Annotated in this window: 16 protein-coding genes and 2 pseudogenes; 5 read left to right on the forward strand and 13 right to left on the reverse strand. The window is 33.2% G+C overall.

Going from position 1 to position 14722, the window contains the following annotated elements; translation table 11 throughout:
- Positions 1–8 precede the first annotated feature (8 nt).
- Positions 9–719 (forward strand): D/L-lactic acid transporter LarD, encoded by a 711-nt coding sequence (gene larD, locus IGK54_RS07935; protein ID WP_002357197.1) that lies wholly within the window; start codon positions 9–11, stop codon positions 717–719.
- A gap of 203 nt (positions 720–922) precedes the next feature.
- Here the strand turns inward: larD and IGK54_RS07940 are convergent, their stop codons facing one another.
- Genes IGK54_RS07940 through IGK54_RS07955 form a run of 4 tightly spaced genes read right to left on the reverse strand, consistent with a single transcriptional unit; the run spans position 923 to position 3595 of the window.
- Complete coding sequence (locus IGK54_RS07940) at positions 923–1792, reverse strand: PTS system mannose/fructose/sorbose family transporter subunit IID (RefSeq protein ID WP_002394543.1); 870 nt, start codon at positions 1790–1792, stop codon at positions 923–925.
- Complete coding sequence (locus IGK54_RS07945) at positions 1767–2618, reverse strand: PTS mannose/fructose/sorbose/N-acetylgalactosamine transporter subunit IIC (protein WP_002357194.1); 852 nt, start codon at positions 2616–2618, stop codon at positions 1767–1769. Before IGK54_RS07945 ends, IGK54_RS07940 begins: the two co-directional genes overlap by 26 nt.
- Before the next feature lie 33 nt (positions 2619–2651).
- Positions 2652–3149 (reverse strand): PTS system mannose/fructose/N-acetylgalactosamine-transporter subunit IIB, encoded by a 498-nt coding sequence (locus IGK54_RS07950; protein WP_002357192.1) that lies wholly within the window; start codon positions 3147–3149, stop codon positions 2652–2654.
- Between the two features lie 14 nt (positions 3150–3163).
- A complete protein-coding gene (locus tag IGK54_RS07955) occupies positions 3164–3595 on the reverse strand; it encodes a PTS sugar transporter subunit IIA (RefSeq protein ID WP_010709512.1) in 432 nt (143 codons plus the stop codon).
- Between the two features lie 580 nt (positions 3596–4175).
- Between IGK54_RS07955 and IGK54_RS07960 the strand changes: the two genes are divergently transcribed.
- Positions 4176–4463 carry a hypothetical protein gene (locus tag IGK54_RS07960; protein ID WP_002369241.1) on the forward strand — a complete coding sequence of 96 codons (288 nt, stop codon included), beginning with the start codon at positions 4176–4178 and terminating at the stop codon, positions 4461–4463.
- A 245-nt stretch (positions 4464–4708) separates the two neighbouring features.
- Here the strand turns inward: IGK54_RS07960 and lacB are convergent, their stop codons facing one another.
- Together lacB and lacA are read right to left on the reverse strand one after the other, a co-directional pair.
- Positions 4709–5224 carry a galactose-6-phosphate isomerase subunit LacB gene (gene lacB, locus IGK54_RS07965; RefSeq protein WP_142957154.1) on the reverse strand — a complete coding sequence of 172 codons (516 nt, stop codon included), beginning with the start codon at positions 5222–5224 and terminating at the stop codon, positions 4709–4711.
- 25 nt (positions 5225–5249) lie between these two features.
- The gene (gene lacA / locus IGK54_RS07970; RefSeq protein ID WP_010713306.1) at positions 5250–5678 is read right to left on the reverse strand and encodes a galactose-6-phosphate isomerase subunit LacA; all 429 of its coding nucleotides are present in this window, start codon (positions 5676–5678) and stop codon (positions 5250–5252) included.
- Between the two features lie 222 nt (positions 5679–5900).
- Between lacA and IGK54_RS07975 the strand changes: the two genes are divergently transcribed.
- From IGK54_RS07975 to IGK54_RS07985, 3 genes are all read left to right on the forward strand, one after another.
- Entirely contained in the window at positions 5901–6395 is a 495-nt protein-coding gene (locus IGK54_RS07975) for a PTS sugar transporter subunit IIA (protein WP_002357187.1), read from the forward strand.
- 1 nt (position 6396) lies between these two features.
- Positions 6397–6699: a PTS fructose transporter subunit IIB gene (locus tag IGK54_RS07980; RefSeq protein WP_430602874.1), complete on the forward strand. Its 303-nt coding sequence runs from the start codon at positions 6397–6399 to the stop codon at positions 6697–6699.
- 94 nt (positions 6700–6793) lie between these two features.
- Positions 6794–8197, forward strand: a complete 1404-nt coding sequence (locus IGK54_RS07985; protein WP_002357183.1) for a PTS galactitol transporter subunit IIC — start codon at positions 6794–6796, stop codon at positions 8195–8197.
- A gap of 40 nt (positions 8198–8237) precedes the next feature.
- On the opposite strand, the gene IGK54_RS07990 is transcribed toward IGK54_RS07985, so the two are convergent.
- The 7 genes and pseudogenes from IGK54_RS07990 to yqeK form a co-directional block, all read right to left on the reverse strand.
- Positions 8238–8990, reverse strand: coding sequence for a DeoR/GlpR family DNA-binding transcription regulator (locus IGK54_RS07990; protein ID WP_002369238.1), 753 nt, complete (start codon positions 8988–8990; stop codon positions 8238–8240).
- A gap of 430 nt (positions 8991–9420) precedes the next feature.
- Positions 9421–11211, reverse strand: a complete 1791-nt coding sequence (locus IGK54_RS07995) for a C47 family peptidase (protein ID WP_430602876.1) — start codon at positions 11209–11211, stop codon at positions 9421–9423.
- A 22-nt stretch (positions 11212–11233) separates the two neighbouring features.
- Positions 11234–11890: a hypothetical protein gene (locus IGK54_RS08000; protein WP_002374584.1), complete on the reverse strand. Its 657-nt coding sequence runs from the start codon at positions 11888–11890 to the stop codon at positions 11234–11236.
- 117 nt (positions 11891–12007) lie between these two features.
- On the reverse strand, positions 12008–12706 hold the full coding sequence (locus IGK54_RS08005) for a hypothetical protein (protein WP_002374582.1): 699 nt from the start codon (positions 12704–12706) through the stop codon (positions 12008–12010).
- Positions 12707–13391: 685 nt separating this feature from the next.
- Positions 13392–13635: pseudogene (locus tag IGK54_RS08010) on the reverse strand (hypothetical protein).
- A gap of 231 nt (positions 13636–13866) precedes the next feature.
- A pseudogene (locus IGK54_RS08015) lies at positions 13867–13974 on the reverse strand (DUF4767 domain-containing protein); the annotation flags it as partial.
- A gap of 90 nt (positions 13975–14064) precedes the next feature.
- Positions 14065–14643, reverse strand: a complete 579-nt coding sequence (gene yqeK / locus IGK54_RS08020; RefSeq protein ID WP_002385850.1) for a bis(5'-nucleosyl)-tetraphosphatase (symmetrical) YqeK — start codon at positions 14641–14643, stop codon at positions 14065–14067.
- Positions 14644–14722 lie beyond the last annotated feature (79 nt).

A 14722-nucleotide genomic window follows, 5' to 3' on the forward strand; every position in this document is an offset into this window, starting at 1 on the left:
TTTATCTTATGTTTCATCATATCTTATCAGAATTTATGGGAACTGCATTAATGATCGTATTTGGGGTAGGTGTTCACTGCGACGATGTCCTAAAACGAACAAAATACGCTGGTTCTGGTCACATGTTTGCAATCACTACTTGGGCTTTTGGAATCTCTGTTGTTCTGTTCGTCTTTGGCGGAGTCTGTATTAATCCAGCAATGGCCCTCGCTCAAGCTATTTTAGGAATGATTCCATGGTCTTACTTCATTCCCTATGTCATCGCTGAAATGTTAGGCGGCATTTGTGGCGCCGTCATTGTTTATATTATGTATGCTGATCATTTCAAGCTATCCGCCGATAGTGTCGATCCGATCGCCATTCGTAATATTTTTTCTACAAATCCGAACCAACGAAATTTACCAAGAAACTATTTTGTTGAAACTTTTGCAACATTCATTTTTTTAACATCTATTTTAGCGATTGCACATTCCTACGAAACACAACTACCCATTGCTGTTGGCTTGCTTGTTTGGGCAATCGGCATGGGGCTAGGTGGTACTACAGGATTCGCAATGAATCAAGCACGTGATTTAGGTCCTCGTATCGCCTATCAACTTTTACCAATCAAAAATAAAACCAATAATGATTGGCAATATGGGTTGATTGTTCCCGGAACTGCACCGTTTTTAGGAGCCATTTTTGCGACACTTTTCGTAAAATTTTTCCTAAAATTCTAATAAACCAACTAAATTTCTAAAACAAAAAAATATATAAAATAGAAGCTAGTCTCTAAATTTCTTCTATTTTATATATTTTTATTTTAATCACAAGATTTTTTCTGTGTCTTAGAGAGTAAGAATTTAATTTATTAGCTTTTTCGTTATCGGTTTTATGCAAAAGTCAGTTTGCTCTAACAGCTAGAGTCCTTTTTGGTGATTGTTCAGTAAGTTAATCCTGGATTGAAAACACCTAATAAAACGCCAACGAGAGAAATAACAACTAAAATAAGCATCGTCCAAATAGCGGAAACATGTTTTTTGGACATTAACCACCAACAAAACAAGGTAACAAGTATCGTTAATAATCCTGGATAAATACTGTCAATTTTATCTTGCAGTTTAAGGAAAACTTTTCCGTCAGCACCTATTAATTTAAGAGAAGTAGTTACATTTACCCAAGATGCAAGGACCCCACCAACAACCATACTACCGATAACTCCGATAGCAACTCTAACGGCGGCTCCTTCTTTCCCAACTAAGAAACTTACTGCTTTATCGCCAAAATGATAGCCTCTAAAATACAAAAAGCGTTGGCCAAAATAGGAAATTAACGTCCAAACAATAATATAAAATATGGCACCAATTGGCGAACCGCCCGTGGACATTCCTAAGGAAATTCCTAACAAGATAGGAATTAAGGTACCATCAACTAATGAATCACCAATCCCTGCAATTGGCCCCATTAATCCTGCCCTCATATCATTAATGGTTTCTCCATCAATTTCATTCTTACTTGCTCTAGCCTCTTCCATACTAGCAGTCACACCAACAATGACCGTTCCAAGCATTGGATTTGTGTTAAAAAAAGCTGTATATGCTTGAATGGCTTTCACTTGGTCTTCATGTTTTGGATAAAGTTTTTTGATAATAGGAAGCATTGAAGAAAGATAGCCGAAGGTTTGCATATGCTGTTGTGAAAAACAAGTTAACGCTCCCCAAAACCATAAATGAAAAGAATGCTTTAACGTTTTTTGGTCTAATTTATTTGCTTTCAACTCTTCCATCTCATATGTCCTCCTCTTCATCATCATTCGTCAGACTTCCTGTTGAATCAACCAGTTTAGTATTGTTTTTAATCAAAGCAATTTTATAAAAAATTACAGCAAAAAGAAGCGCAATAATCGTTATTGAGACTAAATTGAGTTTTAATGAAGCAGCTAATGTGAACCCTACAAAAAAAGGTACAAAATCAATGTTCTTATTAACAATTTGACGTAACAAAATTGCAATTCCCACACACGGAAGCATGCCACCTACAGTAAAAAGCGTTTTCATTGCAAGACCATCCATAGGTAATGCATCTCTCATTGCTGTAACAGCCGTAGCCCCAAAATAGGTTAAAATCACGGTTGGCAAAAAGGAAAAAAGTAGATGAGAAATCCACGGCCAACCAAAATTAATGGCATATAAATGATCAAGCTTGCCTTTTTTTATATCTTTCCAACCAAACGATTGCCAAACTAAATTTAACGCAGCAACAGAATAAAATAATACCGTTCCGATCGTTCCAACTAATGTGCCGACCGATTTAGCTAGGTCGGCTGCAGAGCCGCCAAGTGGATCTAACCCTTTGGTCGAAATCGCCACCATCGCCAAAGGAATCCCGATATATGAAATTGCCCGCACATCAGCAGACACTGTGCCTCCAGGTGTGACCAAAGCAATGTAAACTAATTGCATTGCTACGCCACAAGCGATTCCTAATTTTAAATCTCCTAAAATAATGCCACAAACTAATCCGCCGACTAAAGGACGCCCAATCGTATAATTTCCCACCGCTTGTCCAGCCATACAAGAATTTGAACACAGACAAGCAAATAGGCCTAAAATAGCCGCTTGTATCCAGTTGATTGTCATAATACTACTCTCCTCTTTTCAAAACTTCTAGAATCAGTAACCAAATTTAGCTTTAAAATGCGCCCAAGAACCAATTCGTTGATCAGGTAACAAGGCAAAATCCACTTTGTAACCAGCCTTTTCAATTTCTTCAAAAGCCGCTGCTTCTTCTGCTGTAAAGGATTGGTTATCCCCTAATTTAATTGTCCCTTCGCGATCATTCCCCGGTCCAACATTAATCATTTTTACTTCACTTGGAACAAAATGCCAATCCACCAAAATTTTTTTCATATCCAAAGGGCTCTTTGTAATCAAAAAGTATTTTGACTTAGACGCTAATACTTTATCCTTTACATCAAAAAAATGCGCCATTGTCCAAATAAAGGTTTTTTTATCTTGTGCAGCTGCTTTATATGCTTCCTTTAAAATGGGGTTACTTGCTGCTTTGTCATTCACAGCTATAATGCCATCACATGGCATTTCTTTAGTCCAACGTAAAGTAATTAAGCCATGAATCATTCGATCATCGATTCGAACAAAAGAAATTGACATGTTCATCTTCTCCTTTAGATATCCTCTTCAGTTACATCGCCTTCAGTTATAGTTAACTCTCTAATGCCATGACAAGCATCTGCTACTATCATTTTTTTCAAATCAGATAATTCACTAGTTTCTTTCAATAGAAGCGCATTTAAAGCCATTGGAAAATTTACTCCTCCAACAATCAGAGAATTTTCTAGCATTTTTTGCTTATCTAATACTTTACAAATAGTAGCAAGTGGACTCCCACCTACAATATCAGCCAAAACGATTAGCCTCGTTTCCTGCGGTAATTTTTCAACTTCACAAAGAAACCGCTTACCAAAATTATCGGTAGATTCACCAGGTTGTAAGCCAAACACTCTGACTTTCTCTATCTCCTCGCTAGCAAACATCCCTAATGAATTTTTTAACCCTCTAGCAAAATCGCCATGACTGACCAGAACTAAATAAGTCATTTCCTCTCTCCTTTCTTAACATTTCCACTTCAAAATTTTTTAAATCACCTCTTTTTAAGAGTCCATAATACAACTTTTATAAAATGAAAATACTTGCTTCGTTCGCCTCACACTCCTTTGATAGCATGAATCTTTAACAACAGTACCTTTCTAAAATTAAAGTCATTCACTAAAAAAATTCTAATGAATTTGGCTGTTGTAGCTTGATGACAAGGAACAATGACTTTCTTTATCCATAAAAACATTTAGTTGATTACGCTTAAAAAAATAAATAATATAGCAATTCCCAAAAAAGTTGCTTTTGAATAGTCCCTTTTCTAAATTTATTGATTCATTTTTTCAACTATTAGGTTAGCAAAGTCCCAACACACATTCCACCCACAATAGGTGTACATAGTTGTACATTATTCGGAGTTAATCAACTCATTTAAGCTATGGTAAAATAACTATATATCACTCCAATTTTCTAATTATATAGGTCATTCCAGGTCATCCTCTTTTGGATATAACAAAATGAACTTATATCGAATCTATGGTTTTATGCTCTTAATAAATTAAAAAGTAAAGTAGGGATATTTATATGTCAGCAAAAGAAAAAACGATGAAATATGGATTGGTAGGCCTCTTTTTGGGGATATTGTTATTAGCTCATCTAGATTTATTAGCTGAAAATCTTAGTTATCTTCTCTTAGGATTATTACTTTTACTTGTTGCATATCTAATCTTGGTAAAAAAATTTTATTTTTTCTCAAACTTGATTCCTAAAAATACTACTGATATAAATTTAGGTAAAAAATATGGTACGGCTTCTGGCATTGGCAGTTTAGTTATCGGGATTATTTTAATAATTCTGGGACTATTTTTATAGAAAAATAATTACTAAAATAAAACAAGCAGTGAAACCATAAAAAGTACACGAGAAAAGAACTCGTGTACTTTTTATGGTTACCTGTATAGCCTTCCATTTGTTTCTTTGTTACTTCTTTTTCTTAATAATGCTCTTTACAGTGCTACGTTAAAACAGCAATAAAAATTACTGAAGGGGAATTTAACTCAAATACCAATGATTATTATTTAAGATCACTTTCTTAAGTAACCTTCATTGATTAAATACTAATCGTGATAGACTCCTCGTTGCCATTTATCTAAAAATTCATCGAAAAAATGCGCATCTTGTTGTTCTGGATGTTGTTTTTCAACTTGATTAATTTTTTCAATTAGTTGTTCGTTGTCTTCTGTTGGATGATAGTGTGCTTCAATAAAGGCAGCAGCGATATCACAGATCAAGAACTCTCCTGTTATTTTCCCACCGAAACCAATAACATTTGCGTTCAATTCCTCTTTCGCATACAACGCTGTGGTCATATCGCGAACTAAAGCAGAACGGATACCCGGTACTTTGTTAACCGCATTGTTAATTCCAACGCCTGTTCCGCAAATACATATACCCAAATCAGCCTGATTGCTTATTACGGCTTCTCCCACTTTTTTTCCGAAAATAGGATAGTGAGTTCGAGTAAAATCATACGTGCCTACATCTAAAATTTCATATCCCTTTGCTTTCAAAAAATCAGAAACTGCTATTTTGGTATCCGTCACAATATGATCACAACCAATGGCAATTTTCATAAAAACGCTTCCTTTCTATTATTTGTTAAGCCATTTTATTTAACATATCGACACGTATTTGATGACGCCCGCCTGCATAATGACCTGTTAAGAATTCTTTTATTATGTTTTTGGCTAGTTCCGTTCCAACAATTTTTGCGCCCACCGTGATCATCCGAGCATTGTTGTGTTCTCGCGCCATATATGCAGAACGCTCATCTGACAACTCAGCGACAATCATTCCTTTAATTTTAGCAGCAGTCATAAAACTACCTGCCCCATAACCATCAAAAATGATTCCTAAACTTTCAGTATCCTTTAAAACTTCATGAGCAACAGCAAGCGTTGCTTCTATAAAGTCTTCCGAAGCACTTTCACTTTTATCGATTACCTCAACTTTTTCTTGCAATAAGTATTGTTTCATTTCTGCTTTTAATTTTATTCCATCTAAATCTGAACCAAGTATGACACGCATTTTGTTTTCCTCCTTACCTCGTGTATCTACTATTAAAATTCTGTCCCTTTCTTTAAACTCAAATCCCCTTCTCGAAAACATAATAAAACAATATCGAACTTTATTCAACATTTATTTTCTTTTTTGTTTATTATTGTTTAATATTGTGTTGACATCTTTTTGAAAGCGTTTTATATTATACTTGTAAATAAATAATAATATATTAAAGAAACGAGGGGTTCTATGGTTATTAAAACATCGATTTTTTCATTAGATACTACCTATATTTCAAACAAAAAAACACAAGAAGAAGTTTTTGAAGAAGTTTATTTAGACTTGTTAAAAAAGAAATTAGTTACACCTGATTTTCTAACTAATTTATTGGAACGAGAACATAACTATCCGACTGGTTTAAGTTTAACACCGATTGATCCTGCACTACCGAATATCGCCATTCCGCATACCGAAAGTACCTTTGTACGGACGACAAGAATTATCCCGATTAAATTGAAACAATCCTTATCATTTCATAACATGATTATCCCAGATGAAACGCTCTCTGTTTCCTTTCTTTTCATGATTTTAAATGAAAACGGTATTGAACAAACGGGTCTTTTAGCGACTATCATGGATTTTATTAACACGACAGACCGTTCATCACTATTGGCTTTTTTTCAATGTGAAGATAAAGAAGAAGTTTATCGTTTTTTACAAAAAAATTTTAAAGGAGAGATTTAACATGATTAAAATTTTAGCTGCATGTGGGGCTGGGGTAAACTCTAGCCATCAAATCAAATCTGCATTAGAAACAGAATTATCAAAAAGAGGCTACCAAGTTTCTTGCGATGCCGTAATGATTAAAGATATCAATCAAGAGATGCTATCCCATTATGATATTTTCGCCCAAATCGCCAAAACAGATTTTGGTTTCCCAATCACGATTCCTGTAGTTGATGCAGGCGCAATTCTTTATCGAATTCCAGCAATGGCTGAACCTGTTTATCAACAAATGGAAAGTATCATTCACTCTTTAAACAAATGATTTCCTTTTCAGACTAATTACTTACGCTTCACTGTCAACAATAACAAAACTAAGATAAAAATTTTGTTATCTTAGCTTATGAAGGAGAAAATAAATGAATACGATTATTGACCTAGCAAATACAATTTTTAAACCTTTAATTGATTTAGGTGCTGCTCCTTTAATGACTATTGTTTTAACACTGATTGCCCTTTGTTTTAAGGTAAAACCCACTCGCGCATTAGAAGGTGGTCTTAAACTAGGAATCGCTTTAACTGGTATCAGTGCTATTATAGGAATTTTAACTACTGCTTTCTCAGATGCAATGGCCTCTTTCGTAGAACGTACAGGAATTTCTTTAAATATTACCGATGTTGGTTGGGCACCTTTGGCCACCATCACTTGGGGATCTCCTTACACCCTTTACTTTCTTTTAATTATGGTGATTGTCAATGTCATTATGTTAATTCTAAATAAAACAAACACATTAGATGTGGATATTTTCGACATTTGGCATCTATCGATTGTTGGTTTATTTGCTATTTTTTGTGGCGCAAACTTAATAATTGCAACAATATTAGTTATTTTCATAGGTGTTTTAAAAATTATCAATTCTGACTTAATGAAACCAACGTTTAACGATTTACTTAACGCCCCAGATACAAATCCTATGACTACCACGCATATGAACTATATGATGAATCCAATCATTATGGTTTTTGATAAAATTTTTGATAAGCTTTTTCCTTGGTTAGACAAATACGATTTTGACGCTGCCAAATTGAATAGTAAAATTGGCTTTTGGGGATCAAAATTTGCCATCGGGATTTACTTAGGGATTTTTGTGGGTCTTTTAGCTGGCCAAACACCCACGCAAATTTTTTCTCTATCCTTTACGGCTGCAGTCTGTTTGGAACTATTCTCTTTAATTGGAACTTGGTTTATCGCTGCAGTTGAGCCTTTATCACAAGGTATCACTGATTTTGCTTCGAATAAATTAAAAGGGCGTACACTTAATATTGGTTTAGATTGGCCTTTCTTAGCTGGTCGTGCTGAAATCTGGGCAGCAGCTAACGTATTGGCTCCAATTATGCTATTAGAAGCCATTGTCCTACCTGGCAATAAACTTTTACCACTTGGCGGAATTATTGCAATGGGTGTAACCCCTGCTCTACTAGTAGTAACAAGAGGTAAACTCATCCGAATGATTATCATTGGAGCAATCGAATTACCTTTGTTCTTATGGTCTGGTACCCTAATTGCACCATTCGTTACCGAAACCGCAAAAAAAGTTGGCGCTTTCCCAGCGGGTCTAAATAATAATACTTTAATTTCACATACTACCATGGAAGGGCCAATGGAAAAATTCTTAGGATACTTAGTCGGCAATGCATCACAAGGTCAACTCGAATTTATTTTATACGCATGTCTGGCGCTAGTCGCCTATCTACTGATTTTCATTTGGTATGCAAAACAAATGAAGAAGCGAAATATTATTTATGCTCAAAAAGCTCAATAAGGGGAACTAAAAAGAAGAGGTGCAGATGCACCTCTTCTTTTTAGTAGATCACCCTGACAACTTTTTCCAATACTTTAGATGTGTCAAATTTATCTTTATTTGTAACTACCGCTGTCACTTCTTCTAATTGATAAAAAGAATAAAAATCCTGTTTCTCTACTTTAGAAGTATCCATTAACAAATATTTTTCTATTGAGTTATCTAATGCAATAGCTTGTGTTTGTCCTTCTTCAATAGTGGCTGTCATAATTTTATTATCTTTTAACGCATTACAACTAAAAAATGCTTTATGGAAATGCATTTCTTCTAATGCTTTATTAGCGATTTCACCAAAAAAAGATTTAGTTAAAAGTCGCATTTCTCCACCAACCAAATAAATGGTCAACGCATTCTTTTTTTTACTTAACGTTTCAAACACAGGCAAACAGTTTGTTACTACTCTTAAATGTTTAAATTCCATTGCCTCGGCCAAAAGTTCAATAGTTGTTCCTGGTCCTAGGAAGATAGTTTCTTCTTCGTGAATTAAACTTAATGCTTTTTGGACAATTTCTTTTTTTTCAACACTATTAATAATTTGTTTATCAGCATGAGACAATTCATGTGGACGATATGTATTTAAACTGCTAGCTCCTCCATGTACTCGTTTTAAACGCCCCGCTGCTTCTAATTCTGTCAAATCTCTACGAACAGTCATATCCGAAACATTTAATCGTTCCATAATTTCAGTAACTTTGATTGCCCCTTTTTGATCTACTAGAGAGACTATCGCATTTAATCTTTCTTCTTTTAGCATTTTCATCGCTCCATTGTTAGTATATCTTTTATTCTACGATAAAATACTTACTATGAATACTAAAACATTTCTCCATTTATTTTAACATGAACGACGATTCGTAAAAAAATGACAATTTAGCCTATCTTTATATAAACAGATATCACTTCAACGATTGATTCAGATCTATTTGAGCCTAGTCAAATAGAGATCTAGCATAAAAATTTCCCATAATTATTTTTACAGGAATATTCTCTTTTTTCGCCTGTATAGCCATTTCTTTGATGTGAATCGGATAAGAAACTCGATTTCCCATTGAAAAAGCACCTCCTAGTTAAATTCATTTTACCGTAAATTCAACAAGAGGTGCTTTTTTATTTTGTCTTAGTTTATTGGGTCAGTTCCATACCATGCTGGTACTTTTTTGTAAATTTATTTTCTAAAATAAATATCATTTAAAATTTAATCCTTTTTTATCTACCCAGCCCCTTAAGTCTGGACTATACACATACGAACCTGCATCCTGCGTGATGTGAATATATTGACTAGCATGATTATTGACATTACTTAAGTTATTGAATCCTTTTTTCCCCCAAGGCAAAGTGTCTATTGATTTTCCATTGTTCAAAACAGTTAAATGATTTTCTGTATTTTTAATAGTCCATTTTGTATTAGTAACAGTATTGCTGTTCTTTATAGCATCTACTTGACTTTGTGTGCTTACACTAAACGCTTTCTTATCTATCCAACCTAAATCTGGCACGAAGTAATATGAACCATTACGAGCAATTATGGTTACAGACTGATTTATATGGTCTTTTGAGTATCCTATGTGCTGAATACCTGATTGCCATGGAATATAATCAATAGAAAAGCCTGAATTAACGATTTTTGTAGGAATACTCATTGAAATTACTTCTGTCAATGCACTTTTTTCAACCCATCCTTTTAATTCATTACAATACAAATTTGTTCCAGTTTCTTGAGTAGCCGTTACGACCCATCCAGCAAATTTTCCAGAAGAATTAATGTATTCTGATCCAATACGTCCTGTTGGTAAAGTTTTAATTGTTCCAGACTGGTTATTAACCATCATTGTTTTACTTATCTCAGTAACCGTCACTGGATTTTCAGAAACTTTTAAGGGTTCTTTACGTAAATTAATTCCCGAGAATGCCCAATTATATACGTACGAATTTAAATTCCAATGACTAATATCTTGTTGATTCGTTAACATTACTTTATTCCACCAAGGATTCCAAAAATAATAATATGATTCAGCTGAAGGGTTACTTGGAACGATGTACCCCATCAACACAATTGCATGCCCTTTATAATCCGAGCCTTCGTATGTGGGTTTTAAAGAAACATAAATTGGTGCATTTTTATCGATTTGTTCCTTCACACCATTTCTATCTAAAGGTTTTATAGCCATGTCTAATGTATAACCATATTCTCTTTGCATCACCTTAATGACTTCTGACATAGTTCCTCCAGTGACATAATCAGTATTCAGTAGTTGCTCTTCTGTAGCATTAGGATATTCTTTTTTTAATAAATCTTTTGCATTAGAAATTTCATTTCCTTCCACAGTGTTCATCATTGCTGTCAGAGCATACCGTGTACACCAGGGAGCATATGTTTGAGTTTCAGTAATCATCCAGTTTGGTATAACTTTTCTAGTGTACTCTGGTACAATATCATCTGGTACAGAGCGCTTCTGTCTAGTAGATTCTTTTGCTGTTTGCATAATATTTACTGACTGGTCATTGTAAGCTTGTTTTTCAATAACTAGTTGTTGTGTGTCATTATCTACTTTCAATGAAAAACATGAACCTTCTGATGTAGTTGTCAAATTATTTAATTGCTCTACAAATTGACTTGATATTGTTATTGACGGTTTGCTATTTATCATTGAAATCTCTAAAAGATTTGCAATAGTTCCTGTTTGTTTGTTAATAATAGGAAAGAACGCATCTTCATAGATTACTTCATTTGTAAGCAAAAATGGCTGTCCTAAATAGAATTCATCTACATTCAAAGAATCTGTGTTTTCCATTATTGACAAATTTTCGAAATAAAATTTCCAATTTTTTTGTGCTTGCGCTGTCAGTTCTTGATTCACTGCCTCTGTTTGAATGTACAAAGAAGAAGTATTAGATTCTGCTGCAAATGCTGGAATTCCTACTAACATACTCAATACAAATAAAATCATACCACCAAAAATTTTTTTTGCTCTCAATTAAATTCACTCCTTGAAATGTTTAATTTAGTGTAATAGATCCAATGTATGAATAATCTTTTTGGGGATTCCCATTTGTTGAAAAATCAGTTACACGTAAATTATTCACATTACTATTCACATTAATTGTGGTTGGCGTTATATATTTGGAATTCCAAATACTAGCCATCATAAAGTTTTTGTTCACTTGACCATCTCCTTCAACGTATACATATCCATATGCAACTGTAAGTAAATAAGGCTCCATCCAATCGAATTTATCTGGTTTAAAGCACAAAAGAACGGGATTTAAACTGTCAATTTGTTGTTTAATATTGTCATATTTAATTGTAGTCTCATCATTCCATTGCATAGTAACTCCCAAAGATTCTGCATATCTCATGCAATCTTTTATAGACGCTGAAGAATTTTCTAGTTCTTTATCCCTTCTTGTAGGATAGACATATTTTAAAATAGATTTAGCAGTAATATCTGTTCGCTTCGTTTTGTAATTAAGAACCTTCGCAAAAGCATGCTCAGTTCCTTGCAAATCGTCATATTTTTCAAGAGAATTGAATCCTTCTAAGCTCTTCATTTGAGGTGCTGAAGCAGCAAAAACTTGGCTTCCACAGCCCAAAAATAAAGTTAGTGAAACAATTAACATATATAATTTAAAGAAAGAAACTTTTTTCTTTTTCAAAGATTAACACTCCTCATCTTCATTGATTTGTTACTTACCAATATTTTTGCAAAAATACCTGCAATATTAAGAATACTCTCTTAAAATATTGCAGGAAAAAATCTTTTAAAATTCTGGTTAACCTTTATATTCACTTTGAGACCATACATCATATACAGCCGTAAATTTATTCACTTCAAGAACAATCCCTGAATAATTATTTTTATATTCAGTGTTTCTAGCCATATTTTGGAAATACAATGCTGTTAAACCAGAAACACCAGCCATAATACCAACAAAAGGCGCTAATGGTCCTGAAGAAAATATTCCTACTATTCCCCCTATACCAGCTCCTGCTGTTAATACATCAGCAGCATCATACATATTTTTTATAGAGGTTTTTGCAGTGTTATGATCTTGCCAACTACGATAGTAATTCCATCCTTCTTGAAAATCATTTTTATTATAAGGGTTTGTATTGTAAGTAGTGAACTTATTCTCTTTAAACTTAGTCTGATCGATTGACTCTATAGCAATATTGTAAAATGTTTCTTTAGTGTAATTTAAATCTAATTGCTGATTAAGTTTATCAAAATCAAAACTATAAACAATGTTTCTTACATCATCTTTGTTGTAAACATAATGACCATCTTCAATCTGTAAAACCGAAGTAATCTGATCTTGCATTGCTAAAAATTCTCTTGTAGCTACTTCTTCCTCTTTGCTTTGCTCAACCATATTCATTTCTTCATTACTTGCTGCCATAGCCACACTTGGCACACCAATCCCACCCATTAAACTAATTGCAACAATAGAACACAAAAAAAACTTTTTCATATTAACTCTCCTCTATAAAATATTTTTTGTAAGCCTTTACATTATTGTACACCTGTATTAGAATTGTGTAAACAACAAATATTAGGAGGATAATCATGAATCTGATATCATACAAAAACTATTTAATTTATACGGTTATTCTAATTTTCACATTATTATTTTTCTTCATCAAATTTGGTTATTCCAGAGCCTGGGAACAACCTATCCTAATTTTAGTACTTATAGGTTGGCTTTTGTTTTCAATTTTGTACGAAATTAAAAAGAAAAAGTATTCTAAATCAAAATCGTTGAGTAATTTGATAGTATCTTTTGTGTTCTTGTTACAAATATATCAAGTTAATAGTGTAGTTTCTAAGTTAGTTTTAACATTATTCTTCAGTGTCTGTTTATTTTTAACATTCTATGAATACATAAAATACAAACAAAACAAATAGTTATTTTAAAAGTATTCTGGTCTCTAAAATTTTGACCGTCAACGAAGTATCCTGTGTTTTCTATTTTTTTAATCTCTTTTAATAAAATAATTATTTGTTAAATCATTAAATGGTATAGAATGGTTATATGAAGCAAAAATCACTTCTTTACAAATTTATCTCTTTGGCCAGTCGTCTGAAAACGGCTGGCTATTTATCTGGTAAATAAAATAAAAACAATCAGTGGTCGATTGCTTTTTTTGTGCATAATTTTAGTGTAATTCCTTGTAAGATAGATACAGCAAATAATTTGTTTTTTCTATGAATTGATAAAGAGCTAGTTTTACTGAAGTTCCCAAATCCATCACCTTGTTTATTCTACTTTCTATCTCTTCCTTGTTATAAGTAAAAAAAAATATCTTCCCATACCAACGCTATTACTAATTCTTCTTCATGAAAACTTATAAAATAGGTACATCTATAAGAATTTCCTCTTTCATGAGCATAAATTTGCATACAAACCTTTTCCTTCCCTTTTTATTGATGGACATCAACCACTATTTTTTTCATCCTACTGGTACATCATAAGTTGCAATTACATAGGAAAATATTTATTCTGAACACAAATTTTTCAAAACTATTGAATTCAACAAGTACATCAATACAAACCAAAGAGGTCAAAACGTTTAAGTTTTTGACCCCTTTATTTTTAGTTGAATAATACACAACTAGCTTTTGTCTTATTCAAGTTGCTGTCGGCTTGCTTGATTTGCTTGCAGTGCTATCACCACTTTTGTTGGAAGAATATCCTGATAAAATACTCAATAAAAGACCTATCAAGATTATTTTTTTCATTGGGAATCCCTTCTTTCTGACAAGAATACTGTACTACTTTTCCACTTTTCTCACCAGCAAAACTCGACTAAAAACGACTATGTTTATTTGTTATTTAATTATCAAATTAAGTTGATTGTAAGCATCCCATAACCAAGGATGCACGACTTTAATATCGTGTTTCAAAATATAATCGATATAGAAATATGCGGCATTTTCTAAAGAACAATTTAAAGCTTGTAATAAACCATCTAAGTATGGTGGCTTCCCTTCTTGATCCCACTTTATTTTATCAGCGACAAACAAAACTAAATCTATGTCCGAATAGTTTTTCTTCAATGTTGTATGGCATTCAATAGCTGATAAAATTTCATTGTCTTCAATACCAAAATCCATTTTCGCAATAGACTTAGAAATTTTTTGATGAATTATCATTGGAAAGGCCATTTCTGCTTCGTTTAATTCAATCCCATATTTTTGTGCGACACTAATTCTCTGATTATTTGGATAAATCGCAGAGATATCGTGTAAATATCCTGCAATACTTACTTTTTCTGGACTAGTTAAATATTTTTCACCAAGTTGATAGGCATACTCTCCAACTTCCATACAATGATAATACGTCTTCTCACAGTTTTTACTCACTAAATATTGTTTAATTTCATTTTTCAACACCTGTTGATGATCCATTTCCACAGCTCTTTCTCATTTCTCATTACGATTACTCTTCTAGATAAATAAAGTATACTCCTTTCATCCTCTAGCAACC

The sequence above is a fragment of the Enterococcus sp. DIV2384 genome (genome assembly GCF_050534975.1).
Classification (GTDB): domain Bacteria; phylum Bacillota; class Bacilli; order Lactobacillales; family Enterococcaceae; genus Enterococcus; species Enterococcus faecalis.